General features: G+C 58.6%; 19 protein-coding genes and 1 riboswitch. Of the genes, 3 read left to right on the top strand and 16 right to left on the bottom strand.

All coding sequences use genetic code 11. The features are described from left to right. Positions 1-2: 2 nt before the first annotated feature. Entirely contained in the window at positions 3-791 is a 789-nt protein-coding gene (locus tag FB556_RS04715; protein WP_141865175.1) for an alpha/beta fold hydrolase, read from the top strand. A gap of 357 nt (positions 792-1,148) precedes the next feature. After that, a riboswitch (TPP riboswitch) is annotated at positions 1,149-1,249 on the bottom strand. A 120-nt stretch (positions 1,250-1,369) separates the two neighbouring features. On the opposite strand, the gene FB556_RS04705 is transcribed toward FB556_RS04715, so the two are convergent. The 4 genes from FB556_RS04705 to FB556_RS04690 all read right to left on the bottom strand — a co-directional run bounded on the left by FB556_RS04705 (position 1,370) and on the right by FB556_RS04690 (position 6,878). Further along, complete coding sequence (locus FB556_RS04705) at positions 1,370-3,904, bottom strand: ATP-dependent Clp protease ATP-binding subunit (protein ID WP_141865173.1); 2,535 nt, start codon at positions 3,902-3,904, stop codon at positions 1,370-1,372. 212 nt (positions 3,905-4,116) lie between these two features. After that, a complete protein-coding gene (locus FB556_RS04700) occupies positions 4,117-4,329 on the bottom strand; it encodes a hypothetical protein (protein WP_141865171.1) in 213 nt (70 codons plus the stop codon). 9 nt (positions 4,330-4,338) lie between these two features. Continuing rightward, positions 4,339-5,886, bottom strand: coding sequence for a lysine--tRNA ligase (gene lysS / locus FB556_RS04695; RefSeq protein WP_141865169.1), 1,548 nt, complete (start codon positions 5,884-5,886; stop codon positions 4,339-4,341). A gap of 80 nt (positions 5,887-5,966) precedes the next feature. Beyond that, positions 5,967-6,878: a LysR family transcriptional regulator gene (locus tag FB556_RS04690; protein ID WP_141865167.1), complete on the bottom strand. Its 912-nt coding sequence runs from the start codon at positions 6,876-6,878 to the stop codon at positions 5,967-5,969. Positions 6,879-6,987: 109 nt separating this feature from the next. Between FB556_RS04690 and gabT the strand changes: the two genes are divergently transcribed. Next, positions 6,988-8,343 carry a 4-aminobutyrate--2-oxoglutarate transaminase gene (gabT, locus tag FB556_RS04685; protein ID WP_141865165.1) on the top strand — a complete coding sequence of 452 codons (1,356 nt, stop codon included), beginning with the start codon at positions 6,988-6,990 and terminating at the stop codon, positions 8,341-8,343. 146 nt (positions 8,344-8,489) lie between these two features. On the opposite strand, the gene FB556_RS04680 is transcribed toward gabT, so the two are convergent. Then, positions 8,490-9,062 (bottom strand): YbhB/YbcL family Raf kinase inhibitor-like protein, encoded by a 573-nt coding sequence (locus FB556_RS04680; RefSeq protein ID WP_246057197.1) that lies wholly within the window; start codon positions 9,060-9,062, stop codon positions 8,490-8,492. 143 nt (positions 9,063-9,205) lie between these two features. Here FB556_RS04680 and solA point away from each other — a divergent pair, with 143 nt between their 5' ends. After that, positions 9,206-10,369, top strand: coding sequence for an N-methyl-L-tryptophan oxidase (gene solA / locus FB556_RS04675; RefSeq protein WP_170200362.1), 1,164 nt, complete (start codon positions 9,206-9,208; stop codon positions 10,367-10,369). Positions 10,370-10,617: 248 nt separating this feature from the next. Here solA and FB556_RS04670 read toward each other — a convergent pair whose 3' ends face one another. From FB556_RS04670 to folE, 11 genes are all read right to left on the bottom strand, one after another. Next, positions 10,618-12,636 (bottom strand): M13 family metallopeptidase, encoded by a 2,019-nt coding sequence (locus FB556_RS04670; RefSeq protein WP_281280466.1) that lies wholly within the window; start codon positions 12,634-12,636, stop codon positions 10,618-10,620. Between the two features lie 40 nt (positions 12,637-12,676). Then, positions 12,677-13,591 carry a pantoate--beta-alanine ligase gene (gene panC, locus FB556_RS04665; protein ID WP_246057196.1) on the bottom strand — a complete coding sequence of 305 codons (915 nt, stop codon included), beginning with the start codon at positions 13,589-13,591 and terminating at the stop codon, positions 12,677-12,679. Positions 13,592-13,679: 88 nt separating this feature from the next. Then, complete coding sequence (locus FB556_RS04660) at positions 13,680-14,588, bottom strand: Rossmann-like and DUF2520 domain-containing protein (RefSeq protein WP_141865157.1); 909 nt, start codon at positions 14,586-14,588, stop codon at positions 13,680-13,682. A 26-nt stretch (positions 14,589-14,614) separates the two neighbouring features. Further along, complete coding sequence (locus tag FB556_RS04655) at positions 14,615-15,112, bottom strand: PH domain-containing protein (RefSeq protein ID WP_141865155.1); 498 nt, start codon at positions 15,110-15,112, stop codon at positions 14,615-14,617. Beyond that, positions 15,109-16,785 carry a PH domain-containing protein gene (locus FB556_RS04650; RefSeq protein ID WP_141865153.1) on the bottom strand — a complete coding sequence of 559 codons (1,677 nt, stop codon included), beginning with the start codon at positions 16,783-16,785 and terminating at the stop codon, positions 15,109-15,111. The genes FB556_RS04655 and FB556_RS04650 overlap by 4 nt, the downstream gene beginning before the upstream one ends. Beyond that, entirely contained in the window at positions 16,782-17,297 is a 516-nt protein-coding gene (locus FB556_RS04645) for a PH domain-containing protein (protein WP_141865151.1), read from the bottom strand. The genes FB556_RS04650 and FB556_RS04645 overlap by 4 nt, the downstream gene beginning before the upstream one ends. A gap of 26 nt (positions 17,298-17,323) precedes the next feature. After that, positions 17,324-17,857: a DUF3180 domain-containing protein gene (locus tag FB556_RS04640; RefSeq protein ID WP_141865149.1), complete on the bottom strand. Its 534-nt coding sequence runs from the start codon at positions 17,855-17,857 to the stop codon at positions 17,324-17,326. Next, positions 17,854-18,411, bottom strand: a complete 558-nt coding sequence (gene folK, locus FB556_RS04635) for a 2-amino-4-hydroxy-6-hydroxymethyldihydropteridine diphosphokinase (protein WP_246057195.1) — start codon at positions 18,409-18,411, stop codon at positions 17,854-17,856. Before folK ends, FB556_RS04640 begins: the two co-directional genes overlap by 4 nt. 8 nt (positions 18,412-18,419) lie before the next feature. Beyond that, complete coding sequence (folB, locus tag FB556_RS04630; protein WP_141865145.1) at positions 18,420-18,785, bottom strand: dihydroneopterin aldolase; 366 nt, start codon at positions 18,783-18,785, stop codon at positions 18,420-18,422. A 3-nt stretch (positions 18,786-18,788) separates the two neighbouring features. Then, entirely contained in the window at positions 18,789-19,697 is a 909-nt protein-coding gene (gene folP, locus FB556_RS04625; protein ID WP_141865143.1) for a dihydropteroate synthase, read from the bottom strand. 49 nt (positions 19,698-19,746) lie between these two features. Next, the gene (gene folE / locus FB556_RS04620; RefSeq protein WP_141865142.1) at positions 19,747-20,319 is read right to left on the bottom strand and encodes a GTP cyclohydrolase I FolE; all 573 of its coding nucleotides are present in this window, start codon (positions 20,317-20,319) and stop codon (positions 19,747-19,749) included. Between the last annotated feature and the right edge of the window lie 4 nt (positions 20,320-20,323).

The following is a 20,323-nucleotide window of genomic DNA, read 5'->3' as shown; positions in this document are numbered from 1 at the left end:
CCATGACTACCGATGCGACCGAATATTTGGAAGTCAGTTTCGTTGATTCCCAAGACGACCGCGGTAGCGATGAGGTGATCGTCTTAGTCCATGGCACCGGTGGAGCCACGGACACGCACTACACCCACCTGTATCCGATGTTGGCTGCGCATCATCGCGTCGTCGGGGTGGACTGGACCGACCCGGGCACAGATACGATTGAAACCCAACAGCTGGTAGACCAGGTCCTGGGTGTCATCGAACAGCTGCAACTGCACGAGCATCGAATTACCCTGGTCGGTTATTCGTTAGGCGCGGTGATTGCATCGCTGGTTGCGGCACAACAGCCTCAATTGATCGCCAATCTGGTGCTGATTGCCGGCTGGGTGAAAACCGATAACCAGCAACTGCTCCGCAACCAACTGTCTGCGCATCTTGCCAAGACCGATCCCGATGCCTCGGGACAATTTGACGTGCTCGCGGCGTTTAGCGGCACCTATCTTGCCTCCCTGTCCGAAGAACAGGTAGCTCGCATCGTGGCCAACATGCAACCGACAACAGCTTTTGGGGCGAAGCAGATGGAGTTGAATCGACGCATCAGCGTTGCTGGCGTGCTCGGGAGAATTGTTGCCACCACGCTGGTAGTTGCGTGTGAACAGGACATTATGGTGCCGATCCGACATCAATTGCACTTAGCCGAAGCGATCGCCGGTGCCGAATTTGTGTCCGTGGATGCTGGCCACGCCGTCGTCTTTGAACGTCCGGCCGAACTGGCCCGTCACATTCTCGAACTTGTTGCGGGAAAGTTCTGATTGGTGGCTTCTTCGAGCAACCGGATGACCGGCGCGAAGCGGCTTGAACTGGGCGATGGCTCCTTCAACGGCGAGCTCTTTGATGGTTGTCGGCTTTAGGTTCTAACCCTGGCAGGCCCCATGTTTTGGACTTCGTAGTCATAGGTTGTTGTGACAATTTTCCATGCGGCCCGGCCGCCTGACAGTTGATGCAGGGTCGCGATTCGTCGGGCAATATCGTAGGCCGGTACGAATGAGGTGGACAGGGTGCACCCAAGGCCAGTTGTGAGGTGACCACTGCGACTGCCGACATGACGGTGATCGGGTCCTGGTAGATGCAAGCTTGGCGCCCGCAGAGATGACCGTATCCGTGGATTGGTGAAGCCATAGAGCCCTTCCTTCGCCGGCATGACCCGGATCAGGTGTTCGGGTCTGCACAGTGTGCACTCTTAGCCGTGTCGGCTCCCCGGGGTACGGTCTCTACTGTGGGCCACTGTACGGTGGCGATGAGGTGTGTTGCGAAGGTCTTGGATTTGGGCACAGACAAAGCGCCGGCTCCCTTGAGTGGGTGCCGGCGCTTCGTTGGTCATCGTATGAGGTTAGCTGTCGCTACCTGCTTCGATGGCCTCACGTTCTGGTGGGGCTTCGATAGATTCGGTTTTCTCGATGATCTCGAACTCCAGGACTGCGTCCTTGCCTTCGCCCGAGGCCGTGACCACGATGTGCGAGTGGGCAGGGATTTCACCGTAGAGCAGCTTCTCAGACAGTTTGTCTTCGAGCAGGTCTTGGACGGTACGGCGTAGCGGACGGGCACCCATGGATGGGTCGTATCCGCGCTCGGCCAACAGTTCCTTGGCAGCATCGTTGAGTTCGATGCTCAGGTTCTGTTCGGTCAAGCGTGCCTGCAGGCTGGCCACGAACAGGTCGACGATCTCGACGATCTCTTCCTTGGTGAGCTGCGGGAAGACGATGACGTCGTCCACACGGTTGAGGAACTCCGGACGGAAGTGCTGGCGCAGCTCTTCCTGTACGGTGGCCTTCATCCGCTCGTAGCCGGTCTGGGTGTCGGAGATCGACTGGAAACCGGTCTGGACACCGCGCGAAATATCGCGAGTCCCCAGGTTGGTGGTCATGATGATCACGGTGTTCTTGAAGTCCACGACGCGACCCTGTGAGTCGGTCAGGCGACCTTCTTCCAGAATCTGCAACAGTGAGTTGAACAGGTCCTGGTGGGCCTTTTCAACTTCGTCAAACAGCACGACGGAGAATGGACGACGGCGAACCCGTTCGGTCAGCTGACCGCCTTCTTCGTAGCCCACATAGCCTGGAGGGGCACCGAAGAGGCGTGAGACCGTGTGTTTTTCCTGGAACTCTGACATGTCCAGGGTGATCAGGGCGTCTTCGTCACCGAATAAGAACTCGGCGAGGGTTTTGGCCAGCTCGGTTTTACCAACACCGGTTGGACCGGCGAAGATAAACGAACCGGTTGGACGATTTGGGTCCTTCAGCCCTGCACGGGTACGACGGATCGCACGCGATAGTGACTTGACGGCTTCGTCCTGGCCAATGACTCGGCGGTGGAGTTCGGATTCCATGTTGCGCAGACGCTCGGCTTCGGTCTCCGAGAGGCGGAAGACCGGAATACCGGTCGACTTGGACAGCACTTCAGCAATCAGATCTTCATCAACCTCGGCAATACCGGTGGCGGCTTCTTCGCGCCACTGGCGTTCCTTGCGGTTGCGTTCATCCTGTAATTGCTGTTCTTTGTCACGCAAGGAGGCCGCACCTTCGAAGTCTTGGCCGTCGATTGCGGCTTCCTTCTCCTGGCGGACCTTTTCGATGCGGGCATCGAATTCTTTGATTTCTGGCGGCGTCGACATGCGCTGGATGCGCAGGCGGGCACCGGCCTCATCAATGAGGTCTACAGCCTTATCCGGCAGGAAGCGATCCGAAATGTACCGATCCGCCATGACTGCTGCGGCGTGGAGCGCATCATCGGTGATCGAGACTCGGTGGTGTGCTTCGTAACGGTCACGCAGACCGCGCAGAATTTCTACGGTGTCTTCAACCGAGGGTTCATCCACTTGGATTGGCTGGAAACGACGTTCCAGAGCCGCATCTTTTTCAATGTGCTTGCGGTACTCATCCAGGGTGGTTGCACCGATGGTTTGGAGTTCGCCACGGGCCAGCATCGGTTTGAGAATCGATGCGGCATCAATGGCGCCTTCTGCTGCACCGGCACCCACCAGGGTGTGGATTTCGTCGATGAACAAGATGATGTCACCGCGGGTGCGGATTTCTTTGAGCACCTTTTTGAGGCGTTCTTCGAAGTCACCGCGGTAGCGGGACCCTGCGACCAAGGAACCTAGGTCCAGGGTGTAGAGCTGTTTATCTTTGAGTGTCTCAGGGACGTCGTTGCGCACAATGGCCTGTGCTAAGCCTTCGACGACGGCGGTTTTACCAACGCCTGGTTCACCGATCAGCACCGGGTTGTTCTTGGTGCGGCGAGACAGCACCTGCATGACGCGTTCCATTTCATCGGAACGGCCAATCACAGGGTCAAGCTTGGACTCTCGAGCCGCAGCAGTCAGGTTGCGACCAAACTGGTCGAGCACAACCGATCCGGCTGGCTGGCCCTGGCTTTGACCAGAGGCTGAGACGCCGGCAGCTTCTTTGCCTTCGGACTCGCCGGAACCCTGGTAACCGGACAGCAGTTGGATAACAGTCTGGCGGACGCGGTTCAGGTCAGCGCCAAGCTGTACCAGAACCTGTGCGGCAACGCCTTCGCCTTCACGAATCAGACCCAGCAGGATGTGCTCGGTGCCAATGTAGTTGTGGCCCAGCTGCAGTGCTTCACGCAGCGACAGTTCTAAGACTTTTTTGGCACGCGGGGTAAATGGGATGTGGCCGGATGGGGCTTGTTGACCCTGGCCGATGATTTCTCGAACCTGTTCGCGCACCGCGCCCAGGGAGACATCGAGGGACTGGAGGGCTTTGGCTGCAACACCATCACCCTCATGGATCAACCCGAGCAGGATGTGCTCGGTACCGATGTACGAGTGGTTGAGCATGCGCGCTTCTTCCTGCGCTAGCACTACGACTCGTCGGGCCCGATCGGTAAATCTTTCAAACATAGGCACGCTCCTTGCTGGCTATAGGTCTGATCGTACTGAGTTATGAATTGTATTGAGACTGCTGTTCACTGCTGGGCGAAGGAAATGTGCCATCTTTCCCCAAAGCTGAGTCGTACTGGCTCAGGGGCGTCTTCGCACAAACCGTATCCTTTCAGATAAACGTAATTGGTGGGCTGCAGGATAACCAGGTTTGTGGTGCGTTGGGCCGCCAGTTATAACTTTTCGACGGCCTCGTCGACGTCGTCGCCACGCTGCTTGGCCACCTGAGCTTCAGCCCACGCTTGGGCTTCGCGTTCTTCTGCTTCACGTCGCGCATCGCGTTCACCCGAATCTCCTCGGAACAGTGAGCGCATGACCAACCAGAAGATGAAGAACAGCCCGATGGAGGGGGCCAGGACTTCGAAGTAGTCCATGAATACGTCCACGGTATCTCCTTAGTCGTCGCCTTCTGGCTTGAGCAACGGGAACAGAATAGTTTCACGGATACCGGTCCCTGTCAAGAGCATGACCAGCCGGTCGACCCCCATGCCCAGTCCACCGGTTGGTGGGGCACCATATTCTAGTGCGCGCAGGAAGTCGTGATCCAGTTGCATGGCTTCTTCATCGCCAGCGGCTGCGGCTTCGGATTGGGAGGTCAGGCGTTCGCGCTGGATGACGGGGTCGACCAGCTCGGAGAACGCGGTGCCGACTTCAAAACCGTCAATGATCAGGTCCCAGGCTTCGACCATGCGCGGGTCTTCGCGATGTGGGCGAGCCAGCGGTTGGGCGGCTTGCGGGTAGTGGTAGACGAAGGTTGGTTGCACCAGGTTGGGCTCGACCAGTTCATCAAATAGTTCCAGCGCCAGCTCTTGAGCATCGTTGTGTTTGAACGGATCGATATCTAGGTTGTTGGCTTTGGCGAGCGCCAGCAGTTCTTCGGCGGTGGAATCCGGGGTGACGTCTTGGCCCACGGCTTCGGAGACGGCCGGGTAGAACTCTTTCCACTCCCAGTCACCGTCCAGCACAATGGTCTTGCCTTCAGGGGTGGTCAGTTGGCTTTCGACGCCGGCAGCTTTGGCTGCGGCCAGGATGATTTCGCGGATCCGTTCGGCCATGCCGTACATATCCGAATAGGCTTCGTAGGCTTCCAGCATGGTGAACTCTGGCGAGTGAGTTGAGTCGACGCCCTCATTGCGGAAAACCCGGCCGATTTCAAAGACTTTATCGATGCCACCGACAACAGCGCGCTTCAAGAACAACTCGGTCGCGATGCGCAGGGTCATCTTCTGGTCGAATGCATTCAGGTGCGTTTCAAATGGCCGGGCCTGAGCGCCACCGTGGATCAGCTGCAGGATCGGGGTCTCGACCTCGATGTAGCCCTGATCTTCCAGGGTGCGGCGGATTGCCCGCACCACACCGGCGCGCTTGTGGACCATTTCGGCAGCTTCTTGGCGCACGATCAGATCCGCGTAGCGCTGACGCACGCGGGTCTCATCGGCCAAATCGGCGTGCAGCACCGGCAGCGGGCGCAACGCTTTAGAAGCCATGGTCCAGGTATCGGCCATGATCGACAGTTCACCGCGTTTGGAGGTAATGACCTCACCGGTCACGGCGATGTGGTCACCCAGATCGACCAGGTGCTTATAGGCATCCAGGGATTCTTTGCCGACCTTGCCCTGCGACAGCATGATCTGTAAGCGCGGGTGCTCACCGTTTTCGCCGCCTTCTTGCAGCGTGGCAAAGCACAGCTTTCCGGTGTTGCGCTGGAATACGACCCGTCCGGCCACTGAGACCATCTCGCCGGTTTCCACCCCGGCTTCTAAATCTGGGTATTTGTCGCGGATCTGAGCCAGCGTATGGGTGCGCTCGACGGCAACCGGGTAGGCCTGCTGGCCCGCATCAAGCAGCTCTTGGCGCTTGATGTGGCGGACCTTTCGTTGATCTCGCGTATTCTCCACGGCGTCAACGGAGGTGTTGGTTTCAGAGGTGTTGGTCGTATTCACGCCCTACAGTCTAACGCCCAGTTACACCCGCGGCTGGCGTTATGTCCGGTTTGGGCGGTTTAATCGCCCCTGGCTCACCGTCACAAACGCACGGTCGGATCGATCGGCCCCGGCGTGAGTCTCGGATAGCGAGCCTGAGCAAATCTGGCCAGGCGTTCGGCGAGCGCTTGGACGTCGTCGTAGGCGTAGTGATCTGCCCGCCATCCGGCATATAACCACACCGATAAAATCTTGTGCCCCGACATGATTTTGGCGGGTTTGAGCCCAAAGTAGGCGTCCTCGGTGACCACCGCGACCCCGTTGCCGGTAGCAACCAGCGCCTGGGCAACCCGGCCCGAATTCGTTTCGACAATCTGCGGCACGGTCAGCCCTGCGACGTCAACGGCGCCGTCGAATACCCTCCGAGACATAAAATCCGTGGTCGTCACCACCACACGCTCCTCGACGAGTTCCTCCAGCAGGATCTCGTCGCGGTCAACCCACGGATGGTTCGGAGCAACATAGGCCCACACGGGCAGCTCAACAAGCGCGATCGAGGCAAATTCCTTGGGCGGAGCCGAGGGCATGATCACCAGATCCGCGGTATTGACGGCTTGCTCCAACGACGTCCCCAGCGGCGTTTCAATGACGTGGGAATGCAATTCGGAGGAATCTAGGGTTGCGACAAAGGGAATAACGACGTCGATCAGCGTGGTCCCGGGGGCGGCGAATGTGATTTCGGAAAAGCGCCCGATCGACAGCATCCGAGCAAACGCTTCGGCCTTGCGAATTTCGTCGACGACGCTCTGGGCCACCGGCAAGAACTCTTCGCCCGCCGCGGTCAGCCCAACCCCCGAGTGGTGCGATTGCAGCAGCTCGACTTTCAGGTGGCGCTGGAGTTTTTGCAACTGCCGAGACAGCGCTGGCTGGGTGATATTCAACTGGCGGGCAGCCACCGACACATTGCGTGTTTCTGCCACGGTCAGAAACGCCGTAAGTAACCGTTCGTCCATAACGGTTAAGCATACCCACAATGACAAGAATCTATTGGCGGAACATAGCCGGTATGCCCGATAATAGGAATGATCCCATTCGTATCTGAACACTTCTAAGGAATCCGTCATGACGCGTGAACCACTGGAACAGTCTCGCAAACTCGTTACCGAACTGCCCGGCCCCAAAGCCCGCCAGCTGCGTGAGCAACTTGAAACCTATGTTCCCAAAGCCGTCAGCCCCTCGACCCCGGCCTTCGCAGCGCGCGCCGAGGGCGGCATTGTGGAAGACGTCGATGGCAACCGCCTGATCGATTTGGGTTCTGGGATTGCCGTGACTACGGTCGGCGCATCGCATCCGAAAGTTGCCGAAGCCGTCAAAGCCCAGGTTGACGACTTCACCCACACCTGCTTTATGGTCACCCCGTACGAGTCCTACGGCAAACTGGCCCAGAAGCTCGACGAGATCGTCCCCATCTCAGGTCAAACCCGCACCGTGTTGCTGAACTCGGGTGCCGAAGCCGTGGAGAACGCCGTCAAAATTGCGCGTTCGTATACCGGCAAACAGGCCATCGCCGCGTTTGATAACGCCTACCACGGCCGTACCACCCTGACCATGGGTCTGACCGCCAAAAACATGCCGTATAAAGAATCTTTCGGTCCGTTTGCGTCCGAACTGTACCGCGTGCCTGGTTCCTACCCCTTCCGCGACGGCCTGACCGGCGAGCAAGCGGCAGCCCGCACCATCGAAGCCCTAGAAGTCCAGATCGGCGCCAACAATCTGGCCGCCGTCATTATGGAACCCATCCAAGGTGAAGGTGGCTTCATCGAACCAGCTGAAGGGTTCCTGGCAAAAGTTGTCGAATGGTGTAACGCCAACGGTGTGCTGTTCATCGCCGATGAAGTCCAGACCGGTTTTGTGCGCACCGGCACCTGGTTTGCTTCCGAAACCCACGGCATCGAACCAGATCTAATCACCATGGCCAAAGGTATCGCCGGGGGTATGCCACTGTCGGCTGTCACCGGTCGCGCCGAAATCATGGACTCCGTGCACCCGGGCGGTCTCGGTGGCACCTACGGCGGAAACCCGGTCGCCGTCGCCGCCGGCTTGGCATCGATTGAGGTCATGGAAGAAGAAAACCTCGCCGCCAAAGCCCTGCGCATCGAAGAGATCATCACCGAACACTTCACCCAGATTCAGACCCACGACGCTCGCATCGGCGAGATCCGCGGCCGCGGTGCGATGATGGCCGTCGAGTTCGTTGACCCAGAAACCAAGGCTCCGCTGGCCAGCCTGGTCAACGACGTTGCGGTTGCCGCACGCAAACAGGGTGTCATCACCCTGACGGCTGGAACCTACGGCAACGTGCTGCGCTTCTTGCCACCGGTTGTCATTGGTGAAGACCTCCTGAAAGAAGGCTTGGGAGTTATTACCGACATTCTGGCCGAAACCCGCAGCCAGGACCGCGCAACCGTCGACGCCTAAAACCTAGCCACACGGTTGACCCTGACCAACCCGCACGCGGAGCCACACGCTCCAGCGTGCGGGTTGTTGTCGTTTTCAATCCATTGCATATCAACCACCCCGACTTCGGAACCGATTGGCGAGTTCGAGGTCACTTCGGCAGCCGCTTAGCGTCCAAAAAGTCCGGTAATCCGGCCGCGGCCGATCGCATGGCTAAACAACTGCATGCCCACCTGCTCTGGTCGCGCCTCGGGCCCGAGTTCTAGCGCGGTATCTACAGCGTGAATAACGAACATGTAGCGATGATCACCATGTCCAACCGGAGGACGTGAACCCGTAAAGCCAGCCACATTGCGGGAGTTGCGAACACAGGTCGGTCCTTGGCCTTCGCCCGAGACACCGAAAGCATCCCAGTTAATGGTGTCCCAACGTACCGCCCCACCCGGCAGTGACGTGACCGAGGCTGGGATGTTGAACGCAGACATGTGCCAGAAGCCTGAGCCCGTTGGGGCATCAGGGTCAAGGCAAGTCAAGGCAAACGTCTTTGTGCCTTCGGGAATATTCGACCAGCTGAGCTGCGGCAGTTCATCTTGGCCGCCGAGTTCCGTCATAACCGACCGGGTCGGCAATCGGTCGCCGTCGGTAAAGTCCTCGCTGGTCAGCGTCATATCGTGCAATTTTGGTAATCGTTCGTATGGATCAAAGCTCATGGTGGCATCTTCGCATGCGTTTGCTGCCACGTCCACCGTCCACAAGAAGACATCAGAGGGTACAGCAGGTAGTAAACCCTCGTGTCTACCGGTATTCTGCCGTCGTGCCAGATAACCTGAGCACGAGTCCACCGCATATGTGCGACGATGAGAAGTTCAGTAAGAGATGTGATGTGGCAGTGGAACATGCCGACGTGATTGTCATCGGCGCCGGATCGGTCGGGTCAATGACGCTATGGCAGCTCAGTCAACAGCAGCCGGACCTGAAAATTGTCGGCATTGATGCGCATGACCGAGTAAACCTGCGCTCATCATACGCTGGCGAATCACGGCTGTTTCGAACCGCCGTCAAAGAAGGTCCGGTCTTCAACGACCACGTCGACGCTTCAATTGAACTGTGGCGAGCGCTCGAAGCGGCCACGGACCGGCAGATCCTGCACCAGTGCGGAGCGCTGAGCGTCGGCCCGGCGGATTTCGAACCGATGCGCACCACGCGCGAGGTGGTTGAACGCTACGACCTGCCTCATGAAATGCTCACTGCTGCAGAACTTCACTCCCGGTTCCCGCAGTTTAGCCCGGACCCTAACGACGTCGGCATACTGGATCTTCTCGGTGGCGCGCTCCGCCCGGAAGTCGCAGTCACCGCCGCACACATGGCTGCCGAAGAACACGGTGCCCGACTGTACTTCAATACTCGGGTCACGCAGTTGAGATCTACGACTGACGGCGTCGAAGTCGAAACCAGTGCCGGCACATTTCAGGCCCCGAGGATCATTGTGACCGCCGGTTCGTGGACTACCCAACTGCTACCGCAATTACGGTCATATGTTGAGGTGCGCCGTATCGGCCTGACGTGGGCCATGCCGCGCCACATTGAGCAATTCCAGCCCGACGTGTTCCCAGTCTTTATGCGCGACCGGGTGGAAGCTGATGGCTCTGTCACGCACTGGTTCGGTGCCCCAAGCCTTGACGGGTACAGCATCAAAATTGGTGTCTACCCCGAACCCTGGACTACCACGCTCTCCCCCGAGGACCGTCCGGCGGACTACACTCCTGAACAACTAGCACATGTTGGTGAAATGGTTACCCAGTGTATCCCTGATCTCATCGGTTCACCTGTGCGACATTCGGCGCACCACGATAGTTTTGCCTCCAACCAAATTCCGATCTTCGACCGGCTGGCCACCGATTCACGCATTCTCTATGCGACCGGTATGCACGGCAACGCGTTCAAATTCGCCCCGTCCTACGGCAAAATGCTCGCCGAGATCGCAGGAGACGGAACCTCCTCGTTGTGGCGTGCGGAATTCCGGTTGGCGGCACACGAGGAACTTTGATGGATATGATCCACAACTAGCCACAACCCCGCAGTGGGCAGTATCGAAAGATTCAAATCTTCTGAAATTCGACAGTGTTTCCAGTGATAGGGCTGGCAACAAGCAGCATGGTCGTGGGCATCGTTGTGGGCGTGCTCATGTACAACACTCATGAATAACACCGCCCAGCGAAAGAGCAGTTAGCTCATGAAATATTTTGGGCCGGTTCATAATGAACCGACCCAAAGATCAAATGTTCTGGACCAGTATTACCAAATGGTGACGCGTTCCTTCGGCTCAAGCCACATGGGGTCGCCTGACTTGGTGTCGTAGGCTTCGTGGAACGCATCCAGGTTTTTGACGACTTGATTCGCCCGGAACTCGTTGGGCGAGTGCGGATCGGTCGAAACACGCGTGATGGCCGCTTCAGGTCGGATCAGCTGACGCCATACAGAGGCCCACGATTCGAAGAACTGACGGTCAATCGCCTTGCGGTCTGTTGGTTTTTTGGGATCCAGACCCTGGGCCTTCACGGCCTCTGGGTTCTGTTCCAAATACAGATACAGTGCTTTATAGCTAATGCCTAAACCACCCAGGTCACCGATATTCTCCCCCAGTGTGAGCTCGCCGTTGACATTATGGTCTGGCGCTTCTGAGGGCGCCAACACTTTGTACTGGTCCACCAGTGATTGGGTGCGTTCGGTAAACGCGGCCCGGTCTTCGTCAGTCCACCAGTTATTGAGTGCACCGTCGCCGTCGTATTGTGAACCTTGGTCATCAAAGCCGTGGCCGATTTCGTGACCGATGACAGCCCCGATGCCACCGAAGTTCTGCGCTGGAGTCGCCTCGGGCGAGAAAAACGGGGGCTGCAAGATAGCGGCCGGGAAGACGATCGCGTTTTCTAACGGTGAGTAGTAGGCGTTGACCGTCTGCGGGCTCATATGCCATTCTTCTGGGTCGGGGCCTTTTTCGATCTTGGAAAGGTTTTCTTCAAACTCATGTTCCGAGATGCGATCCAAGGTGGCAATCAGATCGGTGGCGTTCATCTTGATATCCGAATAGTCGTGCCATTTGACCGGGTAGCCCACCATCGGATTGAATTTCGAGAGCTTCTCGAGTGCTTTTTCTCGAGTTTCCTTGCTCATCCATGGCAATTCAGAAATGGACTGGTGATAGGCCTGTTGTAAGGCGTCGACCAGTTCATCCATGTGTTCTCGGTGGGATTCGGTGTAGTGCTGGGCAACGTAGAGACGGCCCACGTCTTCACCAAGGGTGGAGTTCACCAGGGCCACCGCACGCTTCCAGCGGGGACGCAGTTCTTCCGTCCCGGTGAGGACTTTATTGAATTCGAAATCGGCTTCGACGAAGTCTTTCGACAAATATGGCGCATGAGACGACAGCAGGTGCAGCTTCAACCAAGTACGCCAGGACTTGGTTGGCTCTGATTCGAGCAGTTGTTCAAGTCCAGCAAAGAAGTCTGGCTGCCAGACGACGATTTCTTCCGAACGATTCTCGTGTTTCTGGCCCGGAGCCATTTTCATGCCCTTCAACCAGTGGATGGCCGAGGGGAATTTCTTCAGCAGCTTTTTGCGGGTGAACAGGTTGTAGCGTTTAACCGCATCCCGAACTTTCACGATGTCCCAGTGCTGCTCGGCAATCTTGGTTTCAAGATTGATCACCCGTTTCGCCATCTTCTGGGCGCGTTTTTCAGTGGGCGCTAGTTCAGACAGTAAAAACAGTTTTTCGACGTAGGTTCGGTAGGCCTCGACGACATGTGCGTGCTTTTCTTCGCGGTAATATGATTCGTCAGGTAAGCCCAATCCGCTTTGAATCATGTGCAGCAAGACACGGTCGGGGTTTCCGGCGTCTGGCATCGCACCGACACCAACCGGTCCGCCGACAATGCCTTTGCGCTGGAGTTTACCGGTGAGCTTCAAGAACTCGTCGGCGTTCTTGATGTCCGAGATTTCATCCAGCGTTTCCCACAGCGGGGCAACTCCGAGTGCATCAATGGTCTTTTCGTTCATCATCGCCGTATATAGGGCACCGATGCGAAGCTTGGCGCCCTCATCGGAGTGTTCAGCTCGGAAAGAGTGTTTGCGTTGTTTTTTGGTCAGCTCGTCGGCGGCTGATTGAAGAATGTCGTGGACGGCAATTTCTGACTGGTCGTGCAACTCCATGAAGGCGCCGTAGGTGCCACGATCAGCTGGAATGGTGTTGTTTTCCATCCAATCACCGTTCACGTGCCGATATAGATCCTGCGTCGGTTTTGGGGTTGTGGTTGTCACGCGTCTCCTTCAAAGATCGTGCCGGTATCCAATTGGTAGCCTATGGCGCTAACAACATATTGTCGATGAGCCGAACCGGCGGTACCCATGCTGCGACCAGGGCAAGTGCTTCGCGCTCTAAGGGCGCTTGTAATTGCTCTGGAGTCAGTGGTTGGAGGGTAGTCGGATCGACGATTTCTAAATAGTCTAATTCTACGTTTTCTTGGCTTCGAATGATGTCTCTGGCAGCCGAAAGATCCAAGAGTTCACCTCGTGTTGCCTGATCGGCAAGATAATGCAGTGCTTGTGAGAGCCCAAGAGCCTTTTCCATGCCGTGATCATCCAAACGGACGTTGCGAGACGAGAGCGCTAACCCGGATGGGGCTCGAACCAGAGCCACGGGCCGAATATCGACATCAATATTCAGATCGTGCGCCATGCGGGTCACAATGGCTAACTGCTGAGCGTCTTTTTGGCCGAAATAACTCCGGAACACCGCCGGGGCCGGTGGCATCAGGATATTCCACAGTTTTGCCACCACGGTGCAAACACCATCGAAGTGGCCTGGCCGGGAGGCACCTTCGAACATGCTGCCCATCTCGCCGGCCGAAACCCGGATGTGCGGAGCATCGGGATATCCGGGGTACATGTGCTGGGTGGACGGCGCAAAGACGACGCCGCCACCAAATGTGGTGACAAGCTCGAGATCAGCCTCAAGGGTGCGTGGATAGTGCTCGAAGTCTTCTGGCTGATCAAATTGCAGCGGGTTGACGAAGATCGAGGCCACCACTAGGTCATTTTCGGTGCGCGCTTGTTCAAATAATGCACCGTGCCCCTCATGTAAGGCACCCATGGTGGGAACTAAACCCACCGTCGGAGCCGGATTACCGGCTGCGATAAGTTCGGCGACTTTGTCAGCGATCACGGCTTTGACATCGGTGGCTGTTGTTGCCAAGAGGGCTTGTTGGTCGGTCACGTCACATAGTCTAGCCCGAAGCGCTGGTCTGCTTGCCATCTGGTCAGTTTCCTGCTTTAAGGTTCGTGGATGGTGTGCGCACCTGCCGTTACGGTTTGAGAAGTTTCAGAAGTTCTTCGAGCTTAGTCGCATTGATAAATCCGGCGCTATGTGCCCGCTGAGCGGTGGCATAGGCCATGACCCGATAGGTCTCATAGAGCTCCCCATCATCAAGAGCTTTCAGGGTTTCTAGGTGCTTCGCTACGGTGCCACTGTCACCTCGTGAGACGGGTCCCGTGAGCGCTTGGTCGCCGTTGGTCAGCGCGTTTTCTAAGCTGGCAGACATCAGGTTGCCTAATAGCTTAGAGGCCTGGTCGATGCCGGCCGAGGCGAGCATCGCTTGGGCTTGGGCGGTTAGGGTCACTAGGTGATTCGAGGCATGAGCCATCGCCGCGTGATACACCGGGCGGGCGGCTTCGGGGATGGACACCGGGATGCCGCCCATCTCAACAACTAGTGCTTCGGCGATTGGAGCAACCACCGCATCGGCGGTAATCCCGAAGGCAGTGTTATGCAGCCGGTCAACGTCTAAGGACGTTCCGGTGAACGTCATGGCCGGGTGGATGGCCACCGGGATGGCACCGTGTTCGCGCACCGATCGCATCACGTTGGTGCCATAGCGCCCCGAGGTGTGCACCAGCAGGTGACCGGTTTGGATATGCCCTGCGGCGGCGAGTCCCGAGACCAGGTCCTCTAGGACGTCGTCGGGCACCGCGAAAATAACCGCCTCGGAACGGCGCAAAATATCGGGGATGTCCAAGATCGAGACATTGGGTAGCAGGGCTTCGGCGCGGGCAATCGAAGCCTCGGAGACCGCGTGGACGGCGGTGATGGTGTGCCCGGCTTGTTGTAGCGCCAGCCCCAGCACCCCACCGACGCGTCCGGCCCCGATGATGCCAATGCCCAGCCGATTCGGCCGACCGATGGCACCGGTGGTCAGTGGTTCGTCAACGCTCATGTGCGCTCCTTTCTCACACTGTCCTCTTAGAGTCCGGCCAACAGGGCGTAGCCGCGCTGGGTCAGGTCGTCGCGCAGTCGGGTCGCCTGACGAGTGGGAACACCATGGATCGTGGCGGTGGATCCGGCGGTCGTGATGGTGACATTGGCCAGATCAAACTTGCGTTGCAGGGGGCCTTGGCTGAGCTCAACAAACTGGAGGCGACCATACGGGACGGCTTCGTATTTACGAAAAACCGCCCCGGAACGGATTAACAAGTCATCGGATTGTTCGGCCCAACCGTGAACGCGCACCTGGTACGGGGTGACGATCATGACCCCCAGGTCATAGAGCAGTGTCCAGACGGCCGGAATATAGGACAATCCGTGCCAGAAACCCGGGTCGACCTGGGCGTTAAAGATCACCGCGGCGACCGTGAAACCGGTGACGAAGCACACCAGGCTGATGACGTTGACCAGCTGCCGGTACGTGGTCAGTTTCGGGCTAACCGGGTGAAATTCCAGGTCTGCGGGGAAGGCTTTCATGCACCACTGCCATTCGCTTGGGCTTTTGCCGCGGCTTTTTCGAAGGTTTCCAGTTCTTCCGGGGCCATCCACTGATTCTTATCGCTGATCCGCCGAGCATTCGCGGCGATCTTGGCTTCGGCAAAGAACAATTCCACCAGAGCCGCGGGTTCTTGATTGCGCAGGTGGGTGCGGACCGGCCCGGGCGGCGTCACAAACCACGCAGATACGGTGCCGGAGAGCTTGTCGGACAGGGTCTGGTACATCGAGGATTGTTGCAACCGCTCGTGTGGAATCATGGCCAGGTTGCGCCGCAACCGACCAAAACGGATCAGGAGCAGTGTGGGAGTGGTGGTGTAGCCGTGACGGCGTCCGGCGACCGGCTGCCAGATGCGCGCCCGCGATGGTACCCGGGTGAAGCCGTCATCGTCGGCGGTAAATTTCAAGGCATTGAAGATCAGGTCGTTGGCGTACTCGATCCCCGGATCTGGGGCCAGCACGGAGAGCATGGTGATGACGTCGTCGAAGGTGCCCACGGGCAGCACGGTGGTGGAGGTGTCAGTCTGCCCGTAACCGGCGACGGTCACCTGGATGCGGTACCACCCAAAGTAGCGGTAGATCAGCGGTTGGGTGATCTGGATGGCCTGTATCCGGCCGGGCGGGATTGTGTGTGACGACGTCGATAACATGCCCGAGGTGACGCGCACGCCCGAGCTCGATGTCTTGGCCGTGAAGTTGAAGTTGGCATTGACCTGGGTAAAAGCGGTGATGCCGGCGGTGAACAGAGCGACCCCGAGGAAGATCAAAAAAATCAGCACCCCCAGCGGGATCGCGAGTGGTTCGGCATCGTTGCGGGCGCCCAGCCAGATGAAAAACCCGGTGGTGGTCCCGCCGAAGATCGCCGTCCACACCCCGGTGGCGGCACCGGTCAGTAGGGCGGCCCCGATGACACGCCCAAACGGGATGGTTAATAGCTCTCGCGAGCCGGCGTGATTGTCCTGGGCGGGCTGTGCGGTGTGCGGGGTGGCGACGTGTTCAGGTACGCCGTGCGGGTTATGTTCAACGTACTGCCCGAGGTAGTCGGCGAACGGGTAATCGGGCAGCTGTGGGCCGATGGCCTGGGTGCTGGGCTCTATCGAATCGCCGGTGGGGTCGAGGTTCGGGTCGTCTTGGGCGCCGGAAGCCAAGTAGAGGATCTCATGGCGCAACCGTTCGGCTTCAGTTTCTCGGACGTATTCCAATGTCAGCGTGGTTTCGGAGCCGTCGGCGGCGTGCAGGGAGAGTTTGGATAACCCAAAGATCCGCGCAAAAAAGGGCCGGACGATGTCCACGGCTTGCAGCCGGTCCAAACGCATGTAACGGCGTCGGCGGAAAATGACCCCGGAGTGCAATTGGACGGCGTCGCTGGTAATCCGAAACTGATAAAACCGCCACGAAATCGCATACAGTCCGGCTGCCACCGTCAAAGTGGCCACGACGAGGCCCAACAAAATGAGCAGCGACTGCCCCACGGTCAGGTTAAAGGTCTCAATGACTTCACGCAGCTCTTGAACGGAGAAGTTCATGATCATGTACACGAAGATCAACAACACTGACCAGGACCGAATAAACGGCGAGATCGGGTGGACGCGACGCCAGCCAGGTTCGACGTCGTCGGAGTGTTCTTCGGGTGCGGGAAGGTGCTGCTGGGTCATGACGCCGCCAATTCTGCCAGGCGCTCATAGCCGCGCTGAGTGAGTTCATCGCGCAAGCGTTCGGCTTCCTCCAGCGGCAGGCCTTCGAAGGTCGAGGCGGTTCCGCCGCCGGCCGTGGTGATCACAATTTGGGTGATCCCGTAGGCACGCTGCAAAGGGCCTTGGCGGATGTCCACGTACTGGATGCGACCATACGGGACCGCCACCTGGCGACGGAACAAAATGCCGCGACGCAACAGCAGGTCGTCACGGTTTTCTAAATATCCCAGGGCTTTCACCTGGCGGGGAATGATAAACACAAAGACGATCGCGGTGATCAGCAAACCGACAGGGACAGCAAACAGCAGATATGCGACCGGAAAGCTGGTGAAAAAATCGGTGCTGGCGTGCAGCATGAGCAGCCCGATGGTGGTGGCGATGACCGGGATGCCGAATCCCAGGGCATTGTAGATGTGGCGCAGCACAATCAATTTTGGGGAGACCCTGCGGTAGGGCAGCTGTTCGTGATACATGCCGGCAATCTGGTAGGAAATAACGGTTAGGGTCTGGGTTTTTCAACAGGTTGCGCCCGGCGAGCCGTGGGTTGGGCGCCCGAGGTATTTGGGGGCCTGCGGTCGTGGTTCCCGTTGCCGTCGGGGTCCTCCGGCGGGATCCTGCACCATTGTTCCACCATAAAACCTACGACCACCAGGATCAACGCGGCGATGACCTGGGCGATCGATTCAGTAATGACGACGGGCCCGAACCCGGCCTGTGGCAGCCGGTGCACCAGGATGCCCAGGTGCCACCCACTGATTGCTGCCCCAGCATACGTGCCGGCGTGAGCCAGCACCAGGGTGCGAGCGGCGGCCAGCGGGTTCATCCGGTCGGCGACGGGGCGTTCGCGGTCACGCAGCACCCGGATGCCCAGGACCAGTTCTAAGACGATCACCGCGGCCAGGGTGATGACCGAGGGGTACCCAAGTGACAGGGTGGGCCAACCGGCTTGCGCCGAATAAAACGCGCCGAGCCACCCCAAGGCGGTAGCAATGATGATGACGAGGAAGACTCGGCTGACACGCATGGATGTCATGACTCCTCGCTTCCTGGTGCCGGGGGCGGTTCTGGCTCACATTGTATTACGGTTGCCGCGTCGTCGGCGGCCGCGGCCAATTCAGTCACCGGGGTGCCCTGCAAGCGGGCTCTCGGATCTGCCCAGGACCACGGGGCCAGCACGAACGCGCGCTCGTGGGCTCGCGGATGCGGCAACACGAGGTCCGGGTGATCGGAGGTGACATCGTCGTAGACGATCAGATCGACATCCAGGGTGCGTGGGCCCCAGCGGATATCGCGGACACGGGCGGCTGCTTGTTCTAGATCGTGACCGAACTGCAATAGCGCCCAGGGGGCTAGCGTGGTATCGACTAACAGCACCTGATTCAGAAAGTCCGGTTGCTCCACTCCCCCAACGGGTGCGGTTTGAGCCAGCGGGGAGACTGCGGTCACGCTGATGTGGTCATGTGCGCGGAAGGCTGCAACGGCATCGGCGAGAATTTGTTTCGAATCACCCAGGTTGGAGCCCAGTGCGATCACGGCCGACTCCGGCTGTGCGGGAGGGGCCAGCAAGTAACCCGGCAACTGCGACACGATGCGTCCTAGGCGTTGCGCTGCTGGGTCACGGTGACGGCCACGTTTTCAAAATCCGATGGAATCGGGGCTTGTGGCTTATTCACGGTCACGGTGACCGCGCGGACCGGCGCAAATTTTTCCAGGACGGCGTCGGCAATGTGCACTGCCAGCGTCTCGATCAGGTTCACGGGTGTGCCGGTGATCAACCCTTCGACCACGCCGGCCACTTCGGCGTAGTTCACGGTGTGAGCGACGTCGTCGGTTGCAGCCGCTTGAGCGACATCGATGTCGAGGTCCAGGTCCACCAGAAACACTTGGCCCGAGACGCGCTCGGAGGTCAGCACCCCGTGGTAGCCGCGGGCACGCAGCCCGGTCAGACGAATGGTCGCCATGGTCTAGCCTACCGCCTGGCGGGTGGTCACAGTTTTGACGGCGTCTAGGTTTGGGACCACCGAGTGCACGCGGACGCACCACACGCCGGCGTCGGCAACCTGGGCGGTAATGGCCGCCGTGGCATGGTCGCGCTGGCGGGGTTCCACCGGTTTTTCACCGTTGGTGGCCAGCATCGAACCAATAAAGCGTTTGCGCGAAGCACCAATGAGCACCGGATAGCCTAGCCGCTGGAATTTCTCAAGGTGATTGAGCAGCTGCCAGTTCTGCTCGCCGGTCTTAGAAAAGCCCAACCCTGGGTCAACGATCAGTTGTTCTTTGGTCACACCGGCGGCCAGAAACGCGTCAATGACCTGCTGGGTTTCGGCTACAACGTCGCGCACCAGATCGTCGTACTCGGCCAGCCCGTCCATGGTCTTGGAGTTGCCACGGTTGTGCATCACCACGTAGCGGGCGCCGGTTTCGGCGATGAGTTTGGGCATTTCGGGCTCATAGTTTAGCCCGGAGACGTCGTTGATCATCACTTCGCCCAACTCAAGTGCCGCGCGAGCGGTCTCGGTGTGGCGGGTGTCCACGGAAACATACACGCCGGCTTTGATCAGCGCTTCGACCACCGGCAGGATGCGAGCCTGCTCTTCTTCCGGGGAGACTTCCTCGGTACCCGGAGCGGTGGATTCCCCGCCGACGTCGATAATATCCGCGCCCGCATAGTGCATACGCAGCCCGTGGTCGCTCGCTTTGGCCGTGTTGAAGTTTTCCCCGCCGTCGGAAAACGAATTATCCGTGACGTTGAGAATCCCCATGACCAAGGTGCGGTCGGTTGGCAGCTCCGCAAAGGTTTTGCGGTGAGCTTTGCGAACCACCGACAACGGGCCCGTCGCCGGACCGGTTCCTGGGACAGCTCCAATAGACATGGGAATCCTTCCTGTTTGGTTCTACGTGCGGCACATTCTGGCGCCGGGCTTAGTGTACTCCGCTGTTCATGATCAGGCTCATCGCCTCATTGCGTGTGGATGATTCACGCAGTTGTCCACGAACCGCAGAGGTCACGGTTTTGGCGTGCGGTTTCTGGACCCCGCGCATCGACATGCACATGTGCTCGGCCGACAACACCACAATGGCACCCTGCGGGTTCAAGTGTTCCACTAAGGCTTCGACAATTTGAGTGGTCAATCGCTCTTGGACCTGCGGACGGCGTGCATATAAGTCCACGAGGCGAGCCAGCTTCGACAGACCGGTCACTTTCCCTTCGGCCGAAGGGATGTACCCAATATGTGCGTGCCCGTGGAAAGGGACCAGGTGGTGCTCGCACATCGAATAAAACTCAATGTCTTTGACTAACACCATCTCATCGTGCGAAATATCAAACGTGGTGCCGAGGATTTCTGCCGGATCGCGGTGCAGTCCGGCAAAAAACTCCCCGTACGCCCGAGCCACGCGCGCCGGGGTATCTACCAGCCCGTCACGGTCCGGATCTTCCCCCACGGCAAGCAGAATTTCACGAACCGCAGCTTCAATTCGAGGTTGGTCCATCATGTCA

This window comes from Enteractinococcus coprophilus, assembly GCF_006716305.1.
Classification (GTDB): Bacteria; Actinomycetota; Actinomycetes; order Actinomycetales; family Micrococcaceae; genus Yaniella; species Yaniella coprophila.
Note: the sequence above shows the minus strand (reverse complement) of the source record. Positions and strands in the feature narration are given on the sequence as shown.

Excerpts from the sequence above, each read along its gene's own strand:
- FB556_RS04715 (WP_141865175.1), top strand. The coding sequence starts at position 3 with ATGACTACCGATGCGACCGAATATTTGGAAGTCAGTTTCGTTGATTCC.
- FB556_RS04705 (WP_141865173.1), bottom strand. The coding sequence starts at position 3,904 with ATGTTTGAAAGATTTACCGATCGGGCCCGACGAGTCGTAGTGCTAGCG.
- FB556_RS04690 (WP_141865167.1), bottom strand. The coding sequence starts at position 6,878 with ATGGACGAACGGTTACTTACGGCGTTTCTGACCGTGGCAGAAACACGC.
- gabT (WP_141865165.1), top strand. The coding sequence starts at position 6,988 with ATGACGCGTGAACCACTGGAACAGTCTCGCAAACTCGTTACCGAACTG.
- FB556_RS04660 (WP_141865157.1), bottom strand. The coding sequence starts at position 14,588 with ATGAGCGTTGACGAACCACTGACCACCGGTGCCATCGGTCGGCCGAAT.
- FB556_RS04655 (WP_141865155.1), bottom strand. The coding sequence starts at position 15,112 with ATGAAAGCCTTCCCCGCAGACCTGGAATTTCACCCGGTTAGCCCGAAA.
- FB556_RS04650 (WP_141865153.1), bottom strand. The coding sequence starts at position 16,785 with ATGACCCAGCAGCACCTTCCCGCACCCGAAGAACACTCCGACGACGTC.
- FB556_RS04645 (WP_141865151.1), bottom strand. The coding sequence starts at position 17,297 with ATGTATCACGAACAGCTGCCCTACCGCAGGGTCTCCCCAAAATTGATT.
- FB556_RS04640 (WP_141865149.1), bottom strand. The coding sequence starts at position 17,857 with ATGACATCCATGCGTGTCAGCCGAGTCTTCCTCGTCATCATCATTGCT.
- folB (WP_141865145.1), bottom strand. The coding sequence starts at position 18,785 with ATGGCGACCATTCGTCTGACCGGGCTGCGTGCCCGCGGCTACCACGGG.
- folP (WP_141865143.1), bottom strand. The coding sequence starts at position 19,697 with ATGTCTATTGGAGCTGTCCCAGGAACCGGTCCGGCGACGGGCCCGTTG.
- folE (WP_141865142.1), bottom strand. The coding sequence starts at position 20,319 with ATGATGGACCAACCTCGAATTGAAGCTGCGGTTCGTGAAATTCTGCTT.